The 23,637-nt window shown below is 57.3% G+C and carries 19 protein-coding genes and 1 pseudogene; 2 read left to right on the top strand and 18 right to left on the bottom strand.

Annotation, left to right across the window (positions count from 1 at the left end):
- Positions 1 to 13: 13 nt before the first annotated feature.
- Positions 14 to 604, top strand: a complete 591-nt coding sequence (locus tag SELIN_RS09000; RefSeq protein ID WP_013506352.1) for a uracil-DNA glycosylase family protein — start codon at positions 14 to 16, stop codon at positions 602 to 604.
- On the opposite strand, the gene SELIN_RS08995 is transcribed toward SELIN_RS09000, so the two are convergent.
- The 12 genes from SELIN_RS08995 to SELIN_RS08940 form a co-directional block, all read right to left on the bottom strand.
- Complete coding sequence (locus SELIN_RS08995) at positions 592 to 2,631, bottom strand: sensor domain-containing protein (RefSeq protein ID WP_013506351.1); 2,040 nt, start codon at positions 2,629 to 2,631, stop codon at positions 592 to 594. The genes SELIN_RS09000 and SELIN_RS08995 overlap by 13 nt on opposite strands.
- Positions 2,632 to 2,877: 246 nt before the next feature.
- Positions 2,878 to 3,393 (bottom strand): nitroreductase family protein, encoded by a 516-nt coding sequence (locus SELIN_RS08990; RefSeq protein WP_013506350.1) that lies wholly within the window; start codon positions 3,391 to 3,393, stop codon positions 2,878 to 2,880.
- Positions 3,394 to 3,428: 35 nt separating this feature from the next.
- Positions 3,429 to 5,513: a replication restart helicase PriA gene (priA, locus tag SELIN_RS08985; protein WP_013506349.1), complete on the bottom strand. Its 2,085-nt coding sequence runs from the start codon at positions 5,511 to 5,513 to the stop codon at positions 3,429 to 3,431.
- Entirely contained in the window at positions 5,513 to 6,154 is a 642-nt protein-coding gene (locus tag SELIN_RS08980) for an HAD-IA family hydrolase (protein ID WP_013506348.1), read from the bottom strand. The genes priA and SELIN_RS08980 overlap by 1 nt, the downstream gene beginning before the upstream one ends.
- A 68-nt stretch (positions 6,155 to 6,222) precedes the next feature.
- Positions 6,223 to 6,729: a ferritin gene (locus tag SELIN_RS08975; protein ID WP_013506347.1), complete on the bottom strand. Its 507-nt coding sequence runs from the start codon at positions 6,727 to 6,729 to the stop codon at positions 6,223 to 6,225.
- Positions 6,730 to 6,843: 114 nt separating this feature from the next.
- Positions 6,844 to 7,524, bottom strand: coding sequence for a zinc metallopeptidase (locus SELIN_RS08970; protein WP_013506346.1), 681 nt, complete (start codon positions 7,522 to 7,524; stop codon positions 6,844 to 6,846).
- A gap of 47 nt (positions 7,525 to 7,571) precedes the next feature.
- On the bottom strand, positions 7,572 to 8,489 hold the full coding sequence (locus SELIN_RS08965; protein ID WP_013506345.1) for a sigma-70 family RNA polymerase sigma factor: 918 nt from the start codon (positions 8,487 to 8,489) through the stop codon (positions 7,572 to 7,574).
- Positions 8,490 to 8,531: 42 nt separating this feature from the next.
- A complete protein-coding gene (locus tag SELIN_RS14075) occupies positions 8,532 to 9,221 on the bottom strand; it encodes an O-methyltransferase (RefSeq protein ID WP_013506344.1) in 690 nt (229 codons plus the stop codon).
- Complete coding sequence (rlmB, locus tag SELIN_RS08955; RefSeq protein WP_013506343.1) at positions 9,214 to 9,900, bottom strand: 23S rRNA (guanosine(2251)-2'-O)-methyltransferase RlmB; 687 nt, start codon at positions 9,898 to 9,900, stop codon at positions 9,214 to 9,216. The genes SELIN_RS14075 and rlmB overlap by 8 nt, the downstream gene beginning before the upstream one ends.
- Positions 9,897 to 10,706 carry a 1,4-dihydroxy-6-naphtoate synthase gene (locus SELIN_RS08950; RefSeq protein ID WP_013506342.1) on the bottom strand — a complete coding sequence of 270 codons (810 nt, stop codon included), beginning with the start codon at positions 10,704 to 10,706 and terminating at the stop codon, positions 9,897 to 9,899. Before SELIN_RS08950 ends, rlmB begins: the two co-directional genes overlap by 4 nt.
- Positions 10,703 to 11,371, bottom strand: a complete 669-nt coding sequence (gene mqnB / locus SELIN_RS08945) for a futalosine hydrolase (RefSeq protein ID WP_013506341.1) — start codon at positions 11,369 to 11,371, stop codon at positions 10,703 to 10,705. The genes SELIN_RS08950 and mqnB overlap by 4 nt, the downstream gene beginning before the upstream one ends.
- Positions 11,358 to 11,795, bottom strand: coding sequence for an Hsp20/alpha crystallin family protein (locus SELIN_RS08940; RefSeq protein ID WP_013506340.1), 438 nt, complete (start codon positions 11,793 to 11,795; stop codon positions 11,358 to 11,360). Before SELIN_RS08940 ends, mqnB begins: the two co-directional genes overlap by 14 nt.
- Before the next feature lie 264 nt (positions 11,796 to 12,059).
- Here SELIN_RS08940 and SELIN_RS08935 point away from each other — a divergent pair, with 264 nt between their 5' ends.
- Positions 12,060 to 13,376, top strand: a complete 1,317-nt coding sequence (locus SELIN_RS08935; RefSeq protein WP_013506339.1) for a citrate (Si)-synthase — start codon at positions 12,060 to 12,062, stop codon at positions 13,374 to 13,376.
- Between the two features lie 84 nt (positions 13,377 to 13,460).
- Here the strand turns inward: SELIN_RS08935 and SELIN_RS08930 are convergent, their stop codons facing one another.
- From SELIN_RS08930 to SELIN_RS15510, 6 genes and pseudogenes are all read right to left on the bottom strand, one after another.
- Positions 13,461 to 13,895, bottom strand: coding sequence for an NUDIX hydrolase (locus tag SELIN_RS08930; protein ID WP_013506338.1), 435 nt, complete (start codon positions 13,893 to 13,895; stop codon positions 13,461 to 13,463).
- On the bottom strand, positions 13,892 to 15,385 hold the full coding sequence (locus tag SELIN_RS08925) for a YifB family Mg chelatase-like AAA ATPase (RefSeq protein WP_013506337.1): 1,494 nt from the start codon (positions 15,383 to 15,385) through the stop codon (positions 13,892 to 13,894). Before SELIN_RS08925 ends, SELIN_RS08930 begins: the two co-directional genes overlap by 4 nt.
- Positions 15,386 to 15,472: 87 nt before the next feature.
- Entirely contained in the window at positions 15,473 to 16,696 is a 1,224-nt protein-coding gene (locus SELIN_RS08920) for a cyclic di-GMP phosphodiesterase (protein WP_013506336.1), read from the bottom strand.
- A 2-nt stretch (positions 16,697 to 16,698) separates the two neighbouring features.
- Positions 16,699 to 20,886: a PAS domain S-box protein gene (locus SELIN_RS08915; protein WP_013506335.1), complete on the bottom strand. Its 4,188-nt coding sequence runs from the start codon at positions 20,884 to 20,886 to the stop codon at positions 16,699 to 16,701.
- A complete protein-coding gene (locus tag SELIN_RS08910) occupies positions 20,879 to 21,760 on the bottom strand; it encodes a PhnD/SsuA/transferrin family substrate-binding protein (RefSeq protein WP_013506334.1) in 882 nt (293 codons plus the stop codon). The genes SELIN_RS08915 and SELIN_RS08910 overlap by 8 nt, the downstream gene beginning before the upstream one ends.
- 437 nt (positions 21,761 to 22,197) lie before the next feature.
- Positions 22,198 to 23,628, bottom strand: a pseudogene (locus tag SELIN_RS15510) (PAS domain-containing sensor histidine kinase); the annotation flags it as partial.
- Positions 23,629 to 23,637: the final 9 nt, after the last annotated feature.

Here is a 23,637-nt window from a genome sequence, read left to right as displayed (position 1 = left end):
GTAGGGAGATTCTGTGGAAAACGTGAATCTTGATGCACTTCTGGTGGATATTCGCCGCTGCACCCTTTGCGAACCCTATCTGCCCCTTGGTGCCCGTCCGGTGGTGCAGGTCCACCGTGATGCGTCCATTCTGATCGCGGGACAGGCACCGGGTCGCCGGGTCCATGCTTCCGGAATCCCCTTTGATGATGCCAGCGGGGATCGCTTACGTCAGTGGATGGGGGTAGCGCGTGAGGTTTTTTACGATGAACGTCGCATAGCCATTGTGCCTATGGGCTTCTGTTATCCCGGCACCGGTCCCCACGGCGATCTGCCACCGCGGCCACAGTGCGCTGCCACCTGGCGCGCGGCTCTGCTGTCTTTGCTGCCTCATATTCAACTTACCCTGGTCATCGGCAAGTATGCCCAGGAGTATCACATGTTGCCCCGGCCGGATTCCGTGACAGCAGCCGTGGCAAACTGGCAGGAGCGGTGGCCGCACCTGATTGCCCTGCCCCACCCCAGCCCGCGCAACCATCGCTGGCTCCGCCAGAATCCCTGGTTTGAAGCGCAATTGCTGCCCCGTCTGCGAGATCGGGTCAGCGTGGTGCTTCAGGGGCGATAGGCGCAGGAGAGGTGTTTGCCACTGCGCAGCATTGCCCCCAGCTCCTCGGCGTCTATGGCTTTGCTGAAGAGAAATCCCTGCATTTCCGTGCACTTATGCTGCTGCATGAAGGCAAGCTGCTCCGGTGTCTCCACCCCTTCCGCCACCACTTTCAGATTCAGGCGACTGCCCAGGGAGATGATCGACATGGCGATGGCAACGTCCTTGTGTCCATGGGGCAGATCCCGCACAAATGACTGATCCACCTTGAGTACGTTGATGGGAAAGCGCTTGAGATAGGTAAGCGAGGAGTAGCCGCGACCGAAGTCGTCAATGGACAGGTGCACCCCCATGGCGGAAATCTGCTCCATGATGCGGATGGCATTCTCCACGTTATCTATGAGGATGTTCTCGGTAATTTCCAGGTTCAGGGATTGTGGCGGTAGAGCGGTTTCGCGGAGAATATCCCCGATCATGGCAGGGAGCTGCTCGTCGTGAAACTGTTTGCCTGAAAGATTGATGGCTACGCTCAGGTGCCCGTGACCCTCGTCATGCCACTTTTTCAGCTGGCGACAGGCGGACTTCAGCACCCAGGCACCAATCTCCAGAATCAGATCGCTGCGCTCAGCTACGGGAATAAACTCAGCTGGTGAAATAAAGCTGCCGTCAGCTTTGCGCCAGCGCAGTAATGCCTCCACCCCGGAAATGGTGCCCGTATTCAGGCAGACCTTGGGCTGGTAGAAAATCTCAAGCTCCTGATTTTGCACGGCACTGGCCAGAGCAGACTTCAGGGCAGCCTGTTCAAGGATCTCACGGCGCATGCGATGGCTATAGTGCAGGTAGCCATTGTCAGCGCACTCTTCCTGCACCTTGTGCATGGCCATTAACGCGTTGCGCATAAGAGCTGAGCCGTTTTCTCCTCCACCAGGGTAGTCGGTGACGCCAACGCTGACCGTAGAGCTGAAGCGCCCCTCTCCCAGTCCAACGGGCTGGGAAGCACAGGTAAAGATAATGCGCATGGCCCCCATCACATCCCAGTGGTTCTCCATCACCGGCAGCAGCAGTGCCAGCGTATTGGTGCGAATGCGTCCCATGATCGCCGGAGCGGAAAAATACTTCTGCAGGCGCAGGCTGAAGGACTGCAGGAAGAGATCTCCCATCTCTGTTCCTCCGCGATTGCAGATATCCTTGTAGTTATCCACATGTATACACAGCAGTGAGAAACCCACGCTGCCGAAATTGGCGCGGGGGATGGCCTGGTTGATATGCTGCATGAAGAGAACCTTGTTGGGCAGGCCGGTCAGACCGTCATAAAGCCCCTGATACTCCAGCTGCTGGCGGGTTTTTGTCAGCTCGCTGAGATCATGCATGATTCCCACATAGTGAGTGCCGCCCGTCTCTGCATCGCTGATACGGGCGATGGAAAGCCATACAGGGTATATCTCACCACTTTTGCGGCGGTTCCACACCTCACCATGCCAGGTGCCATATTCCTCTATCGACGACCAGATCTGACGGTAAAATGCTGCGTCATGGCGACCTGACTGCAACATGCGCATGTTGGAGCCGATGACTTCGTGTTGCTGGTATCCGCTGATTTGCGTAAACGCCGGGTTAATTTCTTCAATACGCCCATGGCGATCGGCGATGACAATGGCCTCACCGGTGTTGGCAAAGGCGCTGCCGTAAAGCAGCAGCCGTTTTTCACGTTTGAGGGAAAGGCTGACGTCTATGGCGATGACGCGGATAGCAGCCCGGCCCTTCCACAGCGTCTTGATGGAATAGAGGGTCACATCCTGTTTGCCATCAAGGGCATCAAGACTCAGCAGGCAGTAGAAAGGCTCACCATAGAGCGTACGTTCGATAAGGGGCAGAATCTGGTCCTGGGGCAGCAGGGGGGTCTGGGCGACGGTCAACTGCAGCATCTGCTGGCTGCTGTAGCCACAGAACTGGCAGGCTGCCGGGTTGGCGCTGAGGATTTGCCCCGTATAGGCGTCAAAGATAATGCTGATAACGTTTACGCTTTTGTCCAGAAGGTGAAAAGACAAGGGTGATTCCCCCTCTTGAGGATTTTCTGAGATACAGAGGCTATCGCACTCACCGGCCACCTTGAGTCACCGTCCATGAGCCAGGCGGCGAACATGGCACGGCAAAAGAGACGCCCTTGCCAGTAATGCCGCCCGGATTTCAGAATAGTATGAATGGGGGCATCAGGCAAGCAGTATTGACGCAGGATTAAAACATTGTTTTAGTTTTCCCTGGTTTTTTTCCGGAGCCTGCACGTGTGCAGGCGCTCAGAGGTACTGAACCTTGGAGGCTGGCAAGGCGCTGAAGGGCCAGGGTGCGGGAGTTTCAGCGGGGTACCCGATGCCGATGATGCAGGTGACCTTCAGGTTTTCCGGAATACCCGCCGCCGCGCGCGCGAGCTCTTCGGAAGGAACCTTGTCGGCGCCGAAGCGTTCGCGGATCTGCACCCAGGTGCTGCCGAGTCCGATCGACTGTGCCGCCAGCTGAATGCAGATAGCGGCGATGGAGGTATCCTCAATCCAGACATCGCTGATGGATGGGTCAGCGCAGATCACCACCGCCAGAGGGGCACCGGCGAGAAAGGCAGCCCCGTGCTCTTTGGAACGGGAGAGTTTGTCGATAATGGCTTTGTTCTGTACACAGTAGAATTGCCATGGCTGTTTTCCGCGGGAAGAGGGAGCGCGCAGGGCGGCTTCCATAATCAGGTCGATTTTGTCCTTTTCCACGGCTGCAGGGGTGAATTTGCGTATGCTGCGGCGACTGCGCAGAGTTTCCATGAACATAGCGGACTCCTTTTCTGATTCATTATGGCAGCGCATCATAACACTCCCACCGGATCAACGTACAGTTTGAGATGAACCGATGAGGGTAATGAGTGCTCCAGCGCCTTGCAAAGGGCAATGTGAAGGGTTTTTGACGAAGGGCTCTTCAGAATCAGTTTCCATTGATAGCGTTTCCGGGTCATTTCCACCAGAAAGGGCGCCGGCCCCATGGTCTGAACGCCACGGGTAGCGACAGCGGCGGCCAGGCTCTCGATGGACTGCTGCACCACTTCGCGCTGGCTGCCGGAAATGGCCATCAGCGCCATTCGAGTATAGGGTGGATAGCCCATCTGGCTGCGTTCCTCCAGCTCCTGGCGGTAAAAGGTATCCTGATCGCGATTCAGCACATGCTGAATCGCAGGGAACTCCGGGCAGTCAGTCTGGATATACACGTGGCCGCGCTGGCGCTCATTGCGGCCCGCCCGCCCGGCCACCTGCATCAGCAGCTGGAAAACCCGCTCACCGCAGCGAAAGTCGGGCAGGTTGATCATATTGTCAATACCCACAATGCCCACCAGCTCCACGTCGGGAAAGTGGTGTCCTTTAGCCACCATCTGGGTTCCCACCAGTAATCGGTGGCTGCCGGCGCTGAATTTGTTCAGCAGGGCCTCCGCCCTGGAGCGCCGGCCGGCACTGTCGCGATCCATACGCAGCACGCCATAGCTGGCAAAACCCTGCTCCAGGCCCTCTTCCAGTTTCTCGGTGCCAAATCCCTTCAGCTGAATCTCGGCATTGGTGCAGTGTGGCCTGGACAATGGAAAAGCGCAGGCATACTGGCAGGAGTGACAGACCAGTTTGCCATAGGCTTTATGGTAAGTCAGGGGGATATCGCAATGGGGGCAGCGCAGGGTTTGCTGGCAGCCAGTGCAGACGGCATAGGGAGCAAAGCCACGGCGGTTCAGCAGCACAATGGCCTGATGGCCCGCCGCCAGATGCGCCTGCAGTTCATCGTGCAGCTTCTGTGACAGGGGATCGTGGGGCGACGGAGGATTGGGGGTCAGGTGCACTTCAGGCAGAACTCCCTGGTAACGCACATCCAGCCTCAGCAGCTCATACTTGCCGTTCAGGGCATTGTGATAGCTTTCGAAAGAGGGCGTGGCGCTGCCGAGAATAACCCGTGCCCCTTCAAGTTGTCCACGCACCATGGCCACATCACGGCCGTGGTAAACGGGGGTCTCGGTCTGGTAGTAGGAGCCATCGTGCTCCTCATCCACGATAATCAGCCCCAGGTTGGGCACCGGGGCGAAGATGGCGCTGCGGGCACCAACCACAATGGTGATATCGCCCCGCTGCATCTTCTTGTACTGCTCCAGTTTGACGCGGGAGCTGACCTGGGAGTGAATCAGCGCCACCCGTTGCCCAAACAGCTCTTTCAATCGCTTTTCCAGAGTGGGGGTCAGGTTGATCTCCGGCACCAGATAGATGACCCCCCGCCCCTGGGCCAGTACATGGTCCATCAGGGAGAGGTAGATCTCCGTCTTGCCACTGCCGGTCACCCCCTGCAGCAGGATCTGCTTTTTGGACTCCAGGCAATGTTCATAGAGAGCCTGCTGTTCCGGGCTCAGGCGACTGGAGTAGCCTGTCGCAACATAAGGCGTCTGGGCGCACTGAGTATCGAGACGGATAATTGAGCGCTGCACCATGCGCCGCAGCAGATCGGCGGGTACCTGGTGGGCGAAGAGCTGCTCTCCGGCCTGCAGACGCGCCACAACCTCGCGCATGCGATGGGCATTGGATGGCAGCAGAACCTCCTCCCGCAGGCGCAGCTGCGGGGAGAGGCTGAAGTCATCCTCAAAGAACGGCACCATCAGGTTGATATAGCTTCCCACATCATAGAGATAGTACTGGCTGAGCCAGGCGGCCAGTTTCATCTGCAGGTCCGAGGCCTTCAGGTGATGGTAGATCTCGGCAACGGCCTTGACGCTACCCTGGAAGGAGCACTGGGTCGAAGTGCCGATAATGACGCCCTTGCGTTTTGAACGCCCGAAGGGAACGCTGACGAAGGTTCCCGGGGAGATGTCCTGGGGTATTTCGTAGGTGTAGGTCTCCCGGAAACCGGCAATGGCGACGGAAGCGTACATCAGAGGAACAGAAGTTCGCGGATACGGGTAAGCGTATAGGTGGGACTGAGCTCTTCAAGGTGCGAGAGGTTGCCGTACCCATAGGTTACCAGGGCGCTGTCCACCGTCGCGCCAGCGGCACACAGGATATCATTGGCACTGTCGCCCACCATCAGCACGGCGGAAGGGTTGAGCTGCAGTGAGGCCAGCAGGTGGTGCATCACGGCTGGATCGGGCTTTTTGCAGTCCAGGGTATCGCCGCAGTAGACCACCGGGAAAAACTCTCTCAGCCCGAGATCCTGCAGCATGGGGAGAGTAAAGCGCTGGGGCTTGTTGGTCATCAGGATCAGTGTCTTGCCCTGGGCATGCAGCGTGCTCAGGGTTTCCACGACCCCTTCGTATATCTGCGTGCCTTGGGAACAGTTGCGGGCGTAGTACTCATCGAAGATGGAGCGCAGCTGCTTCATGCGGTGGGCTTCATCGGGAAAGGCCCGCTGCAGCAGCACGGTCACGCCATCGCCAACCATGGTTCCAACCTGCTCGCGACTGTACTGATGGTCGATCTGAGCTGAGGCTGCCACGTGGTTGATGGCCGCGGTCAGGTCGGGCAGGGAGTTGACAAGGGTGCCGTCGAAATCAAATACATAGTGGGTGTAGGCCATGGAAGTACTCCGAAAAAATTCAGGCTGCCCCAGAGAAGGACAGCCTGCAACCTCGACTGTGGAAGGAATCAGGCGTCAGCTGTCGCTGCCGTGCGGGTGCCCATTTCGCGGTTGATCATGAACAGACCGCTCTTTTCTTTACCCACCAGCTTCAGCTGATCGATAATATCCTGGGCGGAGGCCTCCTCCTCAACCTGCTCAGTCACAAACCACTGCAGGAAGATAGTGGTGGCGTGATCCTTCTCGGCCAGGGCCAGATCCACCAGTTTATGAATGGATGCCGTGACAAACTGCTCGTGCTTGAGTACTTCTTCAAACATCTCCAGCACCGACTCAAACTTCGAAGGCGGAGCGGGAATCTCCTGCAGGGCGATCGTGGCTCCCTGATCAAGCACGTAGCGATAGAACTTCATGGCGTGCATCATCTCTTCATCGTACTGCAGCTGCAGCCAGTGGGCGAAGCCCTTGAGGCCGTTTGATTCACAGTGGGCCGACATGGCCAGATAGAGGTGAGCAGAGTAGATTTCGTGTTTAATCTGCTCGTTCAGGGCATTTTGCATCTTCTTGCTGATCATGGTGAGCCTCCGGTTTTTCGTACATATGGGAAAATCTGAAAACGACAGACGGGAATTCTTCAGCAGCTTCCGAACTGACAAAATATTACGGACTCACCCCGGTGAAGTCAAGGGTCAGCGGCGCAGCAGGGCAAACCAGCGCCACACGTTCAGCAGGCTGGCCGCCGAGGCCGCCACATAGGTCAGTGAGCAGGCCAGCAGGATGGAGCGCACATCCGCGAAATCGCGGGCGCTGCCCAGGTACCCGCCGCGATCCAGCGTGGGCAGGGCAACGGAAAAGCTGGCGTGCAGTTCCAGGGGCAGGGTAATCAGGTGAACCAGCGTTGGCAGAAGCATGCTGAGGACAGCTGCCACGATCAGCAGGCGTCCAAGGGAGGGGCTCATGACCAGTACTCCCGGCGAAAGGAGCAGGCCCCCCATGGCAAATTTCCCTGCGTTGGCCGTGAATTTCACCAAAGTGGTGCGCCAGCGCAGCAGGTGGTGCCCCGACGCGTCCTGGAGGGCGTGGCTGACTTCGTGGGCGGCAATGGCCACGGCGCTGAGGGAGCGCCCATGGATGACTTCGCCACGCAGGCGCACCACTTTGGCTTCGGGGTCGTAGTGGTCGCCGCGCTCCGTGGACTCCACCGCGACGCCTTCGAGACGGTGGATATCGAGCAGGTGACGGGCCAGTTCACCGCCTGTGCCGGGGATGTCGTCTCGCGTTGTGCTGTGACGGCCGATGACCCTGGTGGCCCACCACTGGGGCAGGGCGAGGGCGATGAGCAGGATGATGATCAGCAGGAGAAAGTGCATGGATCTGGTTCACGTGCACCCTGATGGTGCGGTTTGCGGAGAACCCTTCAGTGCAGGTATTCCGAGAGTTTACGATTCATGGCCTTGCGTTGCAGGCGCTTCAGGGCTCGTTCCTCGATCTGGCGCACCCGTTCCTTGGAGAGTCCCAGGCGCGTTCCCACCTCGTCAAGGGTCTGGGGAATGCCTTCGCTGATGCCAAAGCGCAGATCCACCACCAGGGCGTCGCGGCTTTCCAGTTCGGCGATGATGGAGCGGATTTCCGTCGATATTTTCTGCCGGACATACTGCTCTTCGGTGGAGCTTTCCTCGGGGCTTTCCAGCACATCCTTGAGGGTGCGCTCGTCATCTTCGCCGATGGGCGTATCAAGACTGATGTAGGAACGGGTCGCCCGCAGGATATCCTCGATATTGCTGATATCCAGGCCATACTCGTCGCGCAGTTCCTGTTCGGTGGGTTCGCGGCCATCGTGATCGCGGGCGAATTCGCGCCGCGCGCTGTTGAGTTTGCTGGCAAACCGGGCCTGCTTGCCAGGCAGTCGCACGGTGTTGCTGGAAGAGATAATCGCCTGGATGATGGACTGCTTGATCCACCAGACCGCGTAGGTGATAAACCGGTTGCCTCGTTCGGGATCAAAGCGGCGGGCGGCTTCCAGCAGGCCGATATTGCCTTCGTTGATCAGATCCAGCAGGTTGATGCCGATATCGCGGTACTTCATGGCAATCTTGACCACAAAGCGCAGGTTGGACTCCACCAGAACCCGGAACGCCTGTTCGTCGCCGGCGCTTATCCTGCGGGCCAGCTCCTTTTCCTCTTCCGCAGTCAGCAGGGTGATGCGGCTGATGCGTCGCAGGTAATCCCTCAGACTGTCGCCGGAGGGAATGTAGTTTTCGGTAGCCGTCTGTTTCAGCACATCTTCGCGCATGGAGAGATCTTCGCTGAATTCTTCCTGTCGGTTCTGAGTCATAGTCTGTTTCCCCGGTTGAGTGAAAGCACCCCTGGTAGCGTGTTAGGTGTTCTCCGGCCGCAACTGCCCGTGGCGGTTTTGCATCAGCAGTATTCCGTCGCCGGCCGGGATCAGCGTTGCCTGGACAGTGGGATCCTCCAGCATCTGGCGAAGGAAATTCTCCATGCCCTGCAGCGAACTGCGCAGGGCCGGAGAAACCTCAGCTCTGGGCATGGACACGAGGCCTCGGTACAGCACATTATCGAACACCGCCACCTTCCACTTGAGGCGGCGGATATATTCCATATAGATCGGGTAGTGCCTTTTTATAGCATCTACAAAGATAAAATCAAAATCATCTCTGTTACACGCCATGAATTCCAGGGCATTGGTGTGAAGCATCTGCACCCGGTTGGCCCAACCGAGTCGCTCAGCCATCTGCCGGGCAACTTCAAGGCGCTTGTGATTAAATTCCAGAGTGACAAAGCGCTCAAGGGTTTTCCTGTCAGCGCCCTCCATGAGGGCATGGGTGGAAAATCCGGCGCCTGTGCCAATTTCCAGAATGGAACGGGGCCGTGACAGCGCTGTCAGGGAGCTCAGCAGGCGTGCCACACTGCTGCGTACAGCCGGTATACCATGGTTGCTGGCCACGGTACGGAACATGGCTGTGCTGGCAGCAGAGGGCTCCAGGTCTTCCATAAAACGCTCCACAAAGGGAAAGAGCAGCGAATCGGTCAAATACTGATTACCCATGGTTCTGGCGGGCAATTTCGTAGAGGGCGATAGCGGTGGCTGCGGAAGCGTTCAGGCTTTCCACACCGGGACGCATGGGTATGCTGGCGCGCCAGTCGGCGTGGCGCAGGAGAATATCCTTGAGGCCACTGCCTTCGTTGCCGACCATCAGCAGAATTTTGCCATCAAGCTTCAGGCGGAAGAGCGATTCGCCTTCTCCATCCAGGGCGACAGTCCAGAAGCCGTTTTCCTTCGCCTTTTCCACATAGCGGGCGGCGTTGACCACGCGTCCGACGCGGGTATGGTAGATATTGCCGGCGCTGGCTTTGATAACGGTATCGCTGATGGGGGCACTCTGGTGTTCCGTGATTACCACATCGGCACCAAAGGCGGCGGCACTGCGGATAATGGCCCCCAGGTTTCCGGGGTCCTGCACGCGATCCGCCAGGACAATGCAGCTGGCATCAACCAGAAACGTCAGGGGGTCCTGAGTCGCGATAGCGCCGACGATGGCGCCGACACCCTGGTTATGCTGACCGAACTGGCTGTCCATCTTGTCGCGGTTGAGGATTTTGATCGGGATATCGTGCTCACGGGCTGCCGTTTCTATGTCGGGCAGGGAACGGCTGAGAAATATCTTTTCAATGTTGCTGCCGCAGCGCAGGGCTTCGCGTACGCTGTTCACGCCCTTGATGTTCATGTTTGACTCCAGAGGAAATTCGGTTCGGCGGTGTGGTCGCCAAAGAGCAGGTAGGCAATGGCCCGGATGCCATCGGGGCCGATGTCATGGGAGTACTGGTTGACATAGAGTTCGATATGGCTGCCCATGACCGCGTCATCAATCTCCTGGGCGTACTGACGACAGAAATCCAGCACCTCCGCGCGGTGGTTCCGGGCGTAGGCGATGCTCTGGCGGATCAGCGTCTCAAGCTGACTGGCCAGCGCGGGGTCACAGCTGCGGCGCAGCACAATGCCACCCAGGGGGATGGGAGCTCCCGTGGTTTCCTCCCACCAGACACCCAGATCCTGAACCAGGCTCAGGCCATGCTCCTGATAGGTGAAGCGGCTTTCGTGAATCAGGATGCCGAAATCCGCTTTGCCGGCGGCAAGGGCTTCCATGATGTCACTGAAGAGCCGGTATTCAAGGTTGACTGAGAGGGGGCAGTAGCGCTGGAAAAGTCGCTGGGCGGTGGTATGCCTCCCTGGCGAGAGCACCCGGGCTCCCGGAAAAAGAGCCTTCGCGCCAGCGCTGACCAGCAGGGGGCCGCAGCCTCGGCCCAGAGCGCCTCCGCTGCGCAGCAGGCCATATTCCGCGCTTACGGAATCCAGCAGGGCGCAGGAGATCTTGACCGCGTCATAGGCGCCCTCAAGGGCCAGCTGGTTGAGCTCCTCGATGTCGTGGAAATGCACCTCCACAGGCAACTGATCCTGAAAGTGCCGCAGGAGGGCGAAGAAGATATAGGTGTCATTGGGGCAGGGGCTGATGCCCAGTCGCAGCGGGGTCATTGGGGTGAATACTCCTGCAGAAACAGTTCAAGGTAGGCGCTCAGGCTGGCCAGGGCCAGGGGGATGTTCCAGCGCTCCAGATCGCGCTCTTCAACAAAATTGCTGAGAGCGCGGATACCAATCCATGGCACTTCGGCCCGCTGGCAGGCCCAGGCAACGGCGGCTCCCTCCATGTTTTCACATATGCCTGCGGGCAGAAAAGCTCCATAGCGCTCATCGGCCATTTTCTGGGTGCCGCTGACGGTACTGACGGTGGCGCCGGGGATATGGCGCTGCGCAAAGGGAAGTTGGTCAAACACCGGTGGCACTGCCGCCGGCGAGTGTATGGTACATCGCTGAAAGCCGAGGGTCTCCATGGAAAGAAAGCCTCCAGCAGTGGCGACTCCTTCATCAATGAGCAGCTCTCGCGTGATCAGGGCCAGGTCGCCGAGTTCCAGGGCGCTGCCGTAGTAGCCGCCGATGCCGGCGCAGATAACCAATTCTGGTCGCCATTGCCGGATCTGCAGCGTCGTTTCCACGGCACTGGCAATTTTGCCGACCCCCGTGCAGGCGATCTGTACCCGGGAGGGGAGTGTCAGGGTCAACCCCTGCAGCTCCAGCTCGCTGGCGACTAAGATGAGTATCGCCGTTGATGCACCATCCGCCAACGCGTTATCCGGTTTCAATATTCACCTTCTTGCGTACGGCAAATGGCAGGGTTACCCGCAGTATGCCATCGCGGTAATCAGCGCTTACACTCTCTTCACATATTGCCCGCTCAAGTTTGATTGCACGGGAGAAGGCGCCGTGCTCACGCTCCAGGCGCAGACAACTGGCCGAGTCGCGTTGACTGCGGGACAGGCGGGTTCCCGAAACACAGAGGGAATTGTCGACAATTTCCAGGTGGATATCCTGGGAGGGCACACCTGGCAGGGCGATATCCACCACGTACTCTTTGTCGGTGCAGGCAACGTCCGCCACTGGTTGCCACTGTTCCTCGAAATGCCACTGCTCCTGGCCGGATTTCTCCTTGACCTCCTCATAGAAGAGATTCATTCTGTCGTAAAGAAAAACCAGGTTATGTAAAGGATTCCATTTGGTAATACTCATCGGTTCTTCCTTTGCGTAAAGTTGGCCGGGCAACTTCTGAAATGCCCATGATAGCTTATTTGACGGCGGTTTCCGGTGGTTGTGAAAAAAATAAAACGTAATCTCGAATATCTCTTGCAACCCATCTGAATATGAGTATACTATCGTTATTGTATACACAAGCACAAGGACTGTAAAGTTGCTCGTTAAGCAGTGTCGGCTGCGGCCCTGCTGTTATAAAGGTGAAAACCGCATTTTATTTCATTCTACTTCAAGGAGGCCTTTATGGGTTTGAAAGAAACGCTCAAGCAGAAAATTGAAGAGCATCGTCCACGTACCGCAAAACTGATGAAAGAACACGGCGACGTAAAGATCGGTGAAGTTACCATCGAACAAGCTATTGGTGGTGCTCGCTCCGTCAAGTGTCTGGTAACTGATATCTCCTACCTTGACCCCGAAGAAGGCATCCGTTTCCGCGGAAAGACCATCGACGAAACCTTCGCCTGCCTGCCCAAGGTACCTGGCAAAGGTTACCCTTCCGTGGAAGCCTTCTGGTATTTCCTCCTCACCGGTGAAGCTCCCACAGCGCAGCAGGCTGAAGAGGTTATTGCTGACTTCAAGGCCCGCTCCCAGGTTCCCCAGTACGTTATCGATGTACTGCGCGCCCTGCCCCGCGACTCTCACCCCATGGCCATGTTCTCGGCTGCCATTGTTGCCATGCAGCGTGAATCCAAATTCTCCGCCTACTACAAGAGCGGCAAATTCAACAAGATGAACGCATGGGAACCCATGTATGAAGAGTCTACGGACCTGCTGGCCAAGCTGCCCGCTATCGGCGCTTACATCTATCGCATGAAGTACAAGGGTGACCAGCACATTCCATCAAATCCCGACCTGGACTTTGGTGGAAACTTTGCCCACATGATGGGCGTTGATGCTCCCTATGATGATGTTGCCCGCATGTACTTCATCCTCCACTCCGACCACGAGTCAGGAAACGTATCCGCCCACACCACCCACCTGGTTGCCTCCGCTCTCTCCGACGCCTACTACTCACTGTCTGCCGGTATCAACGGCCTGGCTGGCCCCCTCCACGGCCTGGCCAACGAGGAAGTACTGCGCTGGACCCAGGGCTTCATGGAGAAGCTGGGTGGAGCCGAGCCCACCGAAGAGCTCATCGAAAAAGCTCTGTGGGACACCCTCAACAGCGGTCAGGTTATCCCCGGATATGGACACGCCGTACTGCGCAAAACGGATCCCCGCTACACTTCTCAGCGCGAGTTCTGTCTGAACACCGAAGGCCTGAAGGACTACCCCCTGTTCAAGCTGGTCAGCATGATCTACAAAGTAGCGCCTGGCGTACTCACCAAGCAGGGCAAAGCCAAGAACCCCTGGCCCAACGTTGACGCCCAGTCCGGTGTTATTCAGTGGTACTACGGTGTTACCGAGTATGACTTCTACACCGTGCTCTTCGGTATCGGCCGCGCCATCGGCGTGCTTGCCAACATCACCTGGGACCGCGCCCTCGGTTACCCCATCGAGCGCCCCAAGTCTGTTACCACTGCCATGCTGGAGAAGTGGGCCGCCGACGCTCAAAAATAAGAGCTCATTTCCTGCAATACTTCAAGGCACCCTCACTGAGGGTGCCTTTTTTTGTGTTCGCTGTTCCCGTTTATGGCAAAGCTGTTAGAGGCGCTGCAGTTTCCTCCAGGCCATCTGGGCCACGTCCAGGGTTTTGGTGTTGGATGTGAAAGAGCGGATCTGCTCATAGGGAACCCAACGCGCATCACACACGTCACTGGAAGCCTTCAGTTTGCCACCGGCATAGACGCACAGATAGTCCAGGATAATGTAATGGTGGGGGAATTCCGGACATTCCAGATCCATGCGTTCAACGACACACAGGGGCTGGTGAGGCGAGAGCACCTGAATTTCCAGGTTGCACTCCTCGCGTATTTCCCGTTGCAGTCCCTCAATAATGCCTTCACCCAGCTCCAGTTTTCCACCGGGAAATGTCCAGGTCCCAGCTGAAGGAGGCTGATTGCGCTGCACCAGGCAGACTTCATTGCGTTCGTTGAAAATTACTGCGGCGACGCCGGGAATCGGATAAGCAGAGTTCATATTTTCACCTTGGGTCGATAATGCAGAGCCTGCAACAGTGCAGAGCGGTCGATATGGGGAGCGCCGCTCAGGTCAGCTATGGTTCGCGCCACTCTCAGCACCCGATCCTGTCCTCGCAGGGAAAGGTCATAGGTGCGTGCCGCGGTCTGCAGCGTCTGCGCGAGTTCTCCGCGCAGCTGGCAGTGTTCCGAGAGGGCTTCTCCCTGAAGTCTGCCATTCAGGCACTGTTGCCTGTGCATCTGTCTTTGCCGGCATAGTAACACATGTTCAGCCATGATGGCAGTGGATGCGTGTGCCCTGGCTCCATGCTCGCGCTGCATCGTAACGTGCAGGTCAATGCGATCAAGCACCGGAGCGCTGAGTTTGGCCAGGTAGCGCTCCTTGTCATACTCTGAACAGGTGCAGCTGTCATCATCGTGACCGCTTTTGCCACAGGGGCACAGGTTCATGGTTCCTATCAGCAGAAATCCCGCTGGATACGACTGTTTCTGGGCAGCGCGGGAAATCTGGACGGTTCCGCTTTCCAGTGGCTGACGCAGAGCCTCAAGGCTCTTGCGGCGAAACTCCGGCATTTCATCCAGCAGCAGCACGCCGCGGTGGGCAAGGGATATTTCACCGGGCGTGGCGTGGGTTCCACCGCCAATGAGTGCCACTTCACTGGTTGACGCATGGGGGCTGCGGTAGGGCGGACGACTGCTGGCGTAGTGTTCGCCGCTTACAGAATAAACCTTGAGTACTTCAAGGTACTCCCCATAGGTCAGTGGCGGCAGGATACCCGGAAGGGCTTCGGCAATCATGCTCTTGCCAATGCCGGGAGGACCGCACAGCAGCAGGTTATGATGACCGGCAGCCGCAATCAGCGCGCTCTGCACGGCAAGATGCTGACCCTGGATATGGCAGAAATCGAGTCGGGTATCTGCCGGAGCATGCAGGGAGTCCTGACACTCCTCTCTGGCCAGGGCTTCAGGCGCAACCTGGCCGCGGAGTACTTCAAGGGCGTGAAAGAGCGTGTCCACGAGCAGCACCTCTATCTGCGGTACAAAGTGGATGTGTTCGCTGGCGCTGCGGGGGAGAAAGACCCGCTCAATTCCCAGTTCCTGACAGGCTATGAGCAGCCCGTTTACCTGTCTGCCAAGCAGCAGGCTGCCATCAAGGCCCAGTTCGCCGAGAAACGTGGTTTTCACGTTATCCTGCTGTTTGGGAATCTTGCCCGTCTGCATAAGCAGTGCAACGGCGATGGCAAAGTCAAAGTGGGTTCCGCTTTTTTTCCTGTCGGCGGGAGAGAGGTTGATGGTGATTCGACGGGGCGGAATACGTTCACCGATACTGCGGATGGCCGCATCAATGCGATCCTTGCTCTCCTTGACACTGGTGTCGGGCAGGCCGGTGATGACGATGGAAGGGAGCATGCCCTGGGATGATGAGACCTGAATCTCAACCGCCTGGGCTTCGATTCCATGCAGCGCGCAGCTGGGCAGAAGTGTAACCATAATTCCCCCGCGAACAGTATTGTCCATGGAAGTATCATGGAGGGGGCTGTCAGGCAAGCGTTTTTCGTCTCCGTGGCAATATGACCGCTACTGGCGCGGAATAAAATCTTCCACTCGAATTTTCCAGGCAGCAGGATCTTCAAAGCCCGTCACGCCGTAGAACTTGCCTTCATCAGATTGCAGATCCACGGTAAAGGGCCGGACATACTTGAGCTGAGCCGTATCAAAGATAACCCGGATGGTCGGCTGCAGTGTTTTGGATGGCCCCGAGTCCAGGACAATGGCCAGCTGCTTGTTCTTGAGCTTCACCAGAGTTCCCGACGGGTAGATCCCCACGCACTTGATGAACTGCTGCACCACCGTGGGGTTGAAGTGAAACTTGCTCCACTCCAGCAGTTTGCGCAGCACCGCCGTAGGAGCCTCCCCTTTGTGGTAGCAGCGATCTGAAGTAATGGCGTCATAGACGTCCACTACGGCCGCCATCTGCCCATAGGGACTGATCTGTGCTCCTTTGAGGCCCTTGGGGTAGCCGGTGCCATCAAATCGTTCGTGATGCTGCACCGCAACTTCAACGGCGATTGAAGAGAGGGATTTTGACTGGGAGAGAATCTCGCCACTGTACTGGGCGTGGCGTTTCATGACCACAAACTCTTCATCACTGAGTTTGCCGGGTTTGTTGAGAATGGTATCGGGAACCCTGGTCTTGCCGATGTCGTGCAGCAGGGCTCCCATGCCGATATGGTGGATGATGTTTTCGTCAAAATTCAGGTGTTTCGCGAAAGCAATCAGAAAAGTCCCTACGCTGACGGAGTGCTCGAAGGTGTACTGATCCACATGTCGGATGCGCCCAAGGCTCATCATGGCGCTGGGGTTGCGGAAAATGGACTGAGCCATGTTGGCCACCACGGGTTCAAGGTGTTCCGCCTCAATGCGCTTTCCCATGCGGGCATCGTGGAGAATGCTGGTGACTTTGACGGCAGCTTCCTCGTGGACCCGCCGGGCGATGGAAATTTCTTCCATGTAGCTGACCTGTGGTTCCGGTTCCGGTTCGCTGACCACCTGCTGCAGCTCGTGATCAAGTCTCTGCTCCACCTGGGGCAGCGGGTGAGAGACTCCCTGGGGATAATTTCCCTTGAGAGTATCCACATAGAGTTCACGGATACCAAAGTCGCGTATCCGTTCCACCATGCCCTGGTCGGTCACCAGAAAGCGTTTTCCAAAGGGGACGTCGGTCCACTCACTGCTCAGATCATGCACATACATCCCCGGCTCAAGTTGGGCAATGGTAATTTTGACAATGTGGGCACTCATGTTCAGTATCCTTGATGGTTGGAAGATTGGTCGCACAAGGGCAGCATCAGGGTGAATACCGCTCCTCTTTCAGTATTGCCGGCTTCAATGGAGCCATGCATCCTGAGCATGATTCTGCGCGCCAGGGAGAGGCCAATGCCTGTTCCCTGCTCTCCTTTGGTTGACACAAATGGTTCAAAGAGCTTTTCGGGCAGGAGATGCTGTGGAATTCCGCCCCCATGATCGGCGATACGCAGTATGGCGTTGCGGGCAGTCACTTCAAAGGAAATCTCTATGATTGCCGGCTGAACATGTTTCTCCAGCATGACTTCCCGCGCGTTGTTGATGACATTGAGCACCACCTGTTTAAATTCGCTGTGGTAGCCGCATACCATGACGGGAGAGCAGGATTCCTGCTGAACGGTTATGGAATCCTTGCTCAGCTGGCCTTTGATGAGCTCCAGAACATCTCCGACACAGCGACACAGGTCAAAGGCCGTGATCTCGGTGGAGGGCTTGAAGAACTGGCGGAAATCGTCAATGGTATTGGACATGAATCCGAGCAGGTTCATGATATCGCGCACGGTTTCGTCTATGTTCTCCTGGTTGAGCTCACCGGCTTCGTACATTTCGGGAAGAAACTGCAGCAACAGCGCGATGTTGTTCAGGGGCTGCTTCCACTGGTGGGCGATGGCACCCATCATGCTGCCGAGTTCGGCCATCTTGGCCTGCTGAATCATGGTCTGCTGTTCCAGTTGGCGTTCGCGCTCAAGGTATTTTTTCTCGGTGATATCGCGGATAACGGTCAGCGCCATGATGCGGCCGGAAAGTTCCTGGCGGTGTACCGTGACTTCAGCCGCAAAGACGCTCCCATCAGCCGTGAGCAGGTCGCATTCGAATTCAATGCGGCCCTGCTCATGGAGAGCGGTCGCGTTGGCCAGTACGCCATCCCGATCTTCGGGGCAGTGCAGGTTCATCGGGGTCAGTGTCAGGAACTGCTCACGGGTGTAGCCAAAGAGCGTACAGGCATTGTCGTTCACTTCACTGAAACGCCCGGGGAGGCCGTCCGGCTCATATCCATGGGCCACCACCGCATCGGGAATGGCGTTAAACAGGTGATGGAAACGGGTTTCCTGCTCCAACGCGCGATTGAGCTCCTTTGCCACCTGCTGGGAGAGCGCGTCGTTAAAGCCTTCCAGCATAGCCTCGTATTTTTTGCGTTCGGTGATGTCCACAAAAGACGTCACCACGGCGTAGGGCGCCTCCTGCCCGCCAGCATACAGCGGTTCCGAGTTGATGAGAATCCACACCAGCGAGCCATCGGGGCGATGCACGCCCATGATGACATTGCGCTGTGGCTCTCCTGTGCGCAGCGTATGCATGGCCGGGTGTTCTTCTCCGGGAAAGGGGGTGCCATCTTCACGTATGGCCTTCCAGTGGGGATCTGTGGATCGGCGTCCCTCCATTTGCTCTGTGGAGAGGCCAAGCAGCAGCTGCGCTGCTTCATTGCAGGAGATGATCTCGCCACTGGCGCTCTGCATCACAATACCTTCCGCCAGCGCCGCCAGAATGGACCGATAGCGCTCTTCGCGATCAGCCAGGAGTCGTTCCGCTTCCTTGCGACGGGTAATGTCACTGATATAGCCATGCCAGATTGTGCTGCCATCGGCGCCGCGCTGGGGCGTCGACTCACCGCGAACCCAGAGTGTCCTGCCGCTGGGGTGCTGTACCCGGTACTCGCATTGCCAGGAGCTCAGGTGCTGTGCCGACTCTCTGATGGTGTGGGCAACATACTCTCTGTCGTCGGGATGCAGGGTGGCAAAGACCGGCTCGGCGCTTCTGGAAACAACCTCCGGTCCGGCGCCGTAAATATCCCATATCCCGTTGCTGGAGTACGGAAAATAGGACGTGCCGTCGGGCAGCTGGCAATACTGGAAGATCATTCCCGGAACATGGCCGGCAATTTTGCTCAGGCGCTGTTCAAACTGCACGCGGTCGCTGATGTCCAGGAAAGCCCCCACCAGCTCAATAATTCGCCCTCGCTCATCGCGCACCGCTGACATGATGTCCTCAATCCATATCCACTGCCCATCCCACAGTGAGTGGTGCTCGATCGTCTTTACGCGAAATTCATGGGAGCAGTGCCCGACAGCGCCATCCCGCAGCCACTGGCTGTTTTTCTGCAGAAGTCCTTCAATGTCGTCGGGATGGACCACCTCAGCCATCCAGCCAGGTTCAGAAACGATATCGGCAGGGCGATAGCCAAGCACCGAATGCACATTTTCGCTGATATAGGTAAATTGGGTGAAATTTCCAGGTGGCATGGCGTACAGAACAGCGGGGCTTGACTGCATGAGGGTTTTCTGACGCATTTCCGAATGGGCCAGGGCCAGTTCCGCTTCTTTGCGCTGCTGGATATTCGTGTGAGTGCCCAGGACGCGAACAATGCCTCCATTGGCGTCCCACTGCACCACATTGCCCCGACCCTGAACCCAGAGCCACTCTCCGTCTGCTTTGCGATAGCGGAATTCGATGACGAAGGAGCGTCCGCACTCCAGTTGCTCCAGTACCTGGTCGGTTGCCGCGTCCACGTCATCGGGATGGATCAGCCTGCGCCAGTCTTCATATCGCAATGGGAAAGCGCCGGGAGCATATCCAAGCATCTCATAGCACACATCGTCCCACTGCACCCGATCGTCCAGCAGATTCCAATCCCACAGGCCGATGGAAACGGCTTCCATGGTGAGCCGCAACCGCTCCTCGTTGTCGCGCAGCTCCTGCTCCGTGCGCAGCTTTTCCGTAATATCGGCAAAGGACGTCACCGACCCGACCACCTGTCCTTCATGCATTACCGGGCGGCTGATGACGCGCGCCGTGAAAATAGTCCCGCTGGAGTGTCGAAAGGCTTCTCTGTTGTCGTACTCTTCCCCCTGATGAACCGTATTGAAAATGGGGCATTTCTCAAGGGGGATGCGCCCGTTCTCGTTATGGCAGTGGAAGAGATCATGGGCTATGGCACCTTGCAGTTCATCACGGGTATATCCCAGGAGTTCCGTGGCCCGTTGATTGACATTGGTGATCACGCCGCTGGAGTCCATTACATAGAGTCCTTCGCCCAGGGTGTCGTTGATGACCTGCAGATGGCGTCTTTCATGGGCCAGCATCGCCCTGCTCCTCATGAGAGAGTACAGCGCGCCGCTCAGTATCAGCAGCACCAGGGTGGAAAAACCAAGGCTGATGAAAAAATTATAGGTTAAGGAGCACAGGCGGGGGGCCGGGGCATAGGAGGCCAGATAACCCACCTGGCGCTGACGGGTATCGTAAATGGCCGTAAATGTCACCGTATGGTAGCGTCCGTCAAGCTTGATGGCCGCTGCGCTGCTCTGGCCCCTGGCCAGAACTTTCATGGCAGCGACGCTGTCCGGGAGAAGTGCCGCGACGCGCTGAGCATCCTCTGAAAGTGGGGGTGGCGCGTCGGGCAGCTGGCGGTAAGGATCTTCCACCATGAGTTCGGGGTGTCCCACCCAGGGCTCATAGAGAAGCTGCTGTTCATCAAAGATGATGGAGTCGACATACTCTCTCCACAGGAGCATTTCGAATTCCCGTTCGGGCAGGAGCCTGGCCACCTCATGGCGCACGGCTTCAAAGGGCATGCTGAGTTCAACGCTGCCAAGGTGCTGGCCTTCAGGGGTGATTATGGGAAAGACATTGCGAAAACCCGAAACAATGCGACCGGTTTCAAAGCCAAAGACAGGCCGCAGCTCGGTATTGGCAATGCGGATTGCTTCGCGCACATCCCAGAGCTTGTCGCCGTAGAGATCGAGTTTGTGAAAGCGCAGGAAGCTCTCGCCATCGGGCAGATGAAAGTGCAGCTGACGCAGGCCTTTGCTCTGCAGGTGTTCGTTGATGGCAAACAGGCTGCGGTACAGCTCCATGCGCGCCCGGTCGCGGGTGGCGCTCTCCTGGGCTGCGCGCAGAATTTCGAGAATATCCCCACGCATGACATATTCAGTGAAATAGGTTTCAACACTGTTGCGGTGAAGGTTGATGGCCGCCTGCCAGGCTATGTCCTGGGCTGCCGTGGTCATATCCAGATAGTGTCGAATACCCTCGTCGCGGCGATAGTCCAGGTACAGTGTTACCACCAGCAGACTTCCCAGGAAAATCACGATACTGAATCGCAGGCTGCGCTTCAGGGAGAGTTTACTCATGGGATACCTCCAGGTAGTACTCCATGGGCATCCCAAGTTCCCGCAGCATCTGCTCCATGGTCAGGAAATCCTCCCTTGTACTGGGGCTGAAGCCAAAGCGGCCGAGCAGAAAAGAGTGAAGAGTGTCCGGGGGGATGTCGAGCAGTAAGTGGCGTATGGCCTCCATCTGCTCAGCGTTCATGGTGCGGGCATTGGCTACCAGTGAGAATCCGGGCAACGGCGGAGACTCCGCCAGAATGCGCACTCCGATATGGGCATAGCGTCTGGCAACTGTGGCTTTCAACCCGCCGGCAGCATAGTGACCACGGGCCAGGGCCAGGGCAACATCTTCGTGGTTCCCAAGGAAGGCGTGGGGAAGAGCGGATATTTCTGCACCAGCCCTTTGCAGTTGCCAGTACGTGGCGAAGTACCCACAGGTGGAGAGGGGGTGTGTCAGAGCGAAAGGTCCCTCGGTTTCACCGGTGAGTTCAGCAAGAGTGGCATGGCCGTCAAAGGGGACCGCAATGGCGCAGGTGTAGGCCGGGGTTCCATCGCTTTCGTGAAAGAAAACCAGTGGCACGGCATCCACCTCCATATGCCACAGCGCCATTACGGGCAGGGGTCCCAGGAGGGCGAGGTCAATGTTGCCCTCGGCAAACTCGCTGACCACCTGTCCGTGATGGGCCAGCAGGCGTACCGTCACCTCCTGGCCCATCCCCATTTCCAGGTATTTGACCAGGGGCTGGCTCTGGGTCATGACCTGACGGGGATTTTCAAGGGGCAGGGGCGCGTAGGTCAACTCACGCGCCCCGACACCCTGCAGAAAACAGCCGGCTATGAGAGCAGTAATGAAAAGGTAGCGAATGGGAAGCTCCTTCAGTTGTGGATTCGGCACACATCCTGTGTGCCCGTGTCTCCATCATGTTGATGGCAACAGGTGTGGGCAGCAGGCATGTATGCCGCTCCCGGAAAGGAGATAAGAAAAACTCCTAAAGTATACACCTTTTCAAAAAGAACATTCAACATCAATTGGCATGCTTATTACGTTTCGTTACAGTATTTCCGGAGATGTTTTTCGGAAACCGTCTGCAATAGCTGTTGTTCAGGTGAAATACTCTGTGTGAAACGCGGCAACTCTGCGCCTGCCCAGGACGATCCGACCCCAAGGCGCTACAGCACTTCCCTGCGCGTATCCGGTGATACGCGCAGGCGTCGTTTGCTGCAGAATCATGGAGGGGAAGATCCTGGCCTTGAGATGTCGCATCATAGTGCTCCGTGATTTCCGAAAGTGAACAGGTAATATCTGAATAATGGGAATTCCCCGACATTTTCTCAATGAAAAACGTCACCTCCCGCGTCGGGGAGATGGATGGTGAAGCAGGCACCTTCAGCGGTGTTGGCAGCTCCAATGGAGCCGTTCATTTTGTGCAGGATGCTTCGGCTCAGGGACAGGCCGATGCCGGTTCCTCCATCACCCTTGCTGGTGACAAAGGCCTCAAAGATTTTGTCAGGCAGCAGGTGTTCGGCAATTCCTCCGCCATTGTCGCTTATGGTGACATGGATGTGCCCTGCGACCTTCTGGCAGCTGATTCTGATGAAAGGTTCCGGTGTTCTGCGTTCCACAAGGGCTTCACGGGCGTTGTTGACTATATTGAGAATCACCTGCTGGAATGCGTTCTTCACTCCCCGGACATGGTAGCTGCGGCATGTGGTGCACAGGCGCAGGTCGACACTGTCCCGGAGCAGTTGGCCGCCAATCAGCTCAAGGACGCCCTGAATGCTTTCAAGCAGGTTGAATGTCGTCTCGACTTCTGACGGCTTGAAGAAGTCACGGAAGTCGTCAATGGTGCGCGCCATGAAGTTCACCAGTTTCATGATATTGAAGGCCGCCTCATTGAGGGTGGCGGCATCAAGCTCGCCGGACTTGAGCTGTTCGGGCAGAAATTGCGTGTAGAGGGCAATATTGTTGAGGGGCTGCTTCCACTGGTGGGCGATGGCCCCCATCATACTGCCCAGTTCTGCCATTTTTGACTGTTGAATCAGGGCAATCTCCTGTAATTGTTTCTCCCGCTGCAGTTTCCTGATCTCGCCGATGTCGCGCCACATCACCAGCAGGTGATCGGGACGATGCGCTCCAAGGGGTGAGAGCAGTACTTCCAGCAGAATTTCGCCACCATCGGCGGTAGTGGCTTTCCACTCGAATACCTGGACATCACCGGCGAAAGAGCGGTTGATCACGGCGTCAACGTGCGCCGAGGTGTTTTGGGACGAGAAATTCCCAGAGAGACTGGAAAGGTCTTGCGGCCGCTTGCCGATGATCTGACCCGGTTCACGTCCCAGCATCCTGGCTGCAGCAGGATTGCATTCGCAGAAACGACCGGTACGGTCCAGCAGGAGAATGCCCTCCGGTGAGTGTTCAAAAAGGGTCCGGTAGCTTTGCTCAGTGGCCATGCGTCGCGAGACTTCTTCCTCCACCCGCTTGATCAGCTCGTCATTGAATCGCTCCAGCGTGTCTTCATACTCTTTCTGGGTCGTGACATCCTCGGCAACGCCGGTCCAGCAGGAGAATGCGCCATCATGGTCGTACACCGGAAAACTGCGTGCGTGTATCCAGCGCAGCGAGCCATCGGGCCGCTGGATACGGTACACCAGGTCAAAGGGCAGGTGCTCTGCAATCTCCAGGTCAAAATACTTCTGCACTCGCCGCCTGTCTTCGTGCCACACAGACGCGAGAAAAGACGCCGGGTCATCGTAGAGGCTTTGGCAGGATCG

This window comes from Desulfurispirillum indicum S5, from assembly GCF_000177635.2.
Lineage (GTDB): Bacteria > Chrysiogenota > Chrysiogenetes > Chrysiogenales > Chrysiogenaceae > Desulfurispirillum > Desulfurispirillum indicum.
This window is presented reverse-complemented; position numbering and strand designations above follow the sequence as displayed.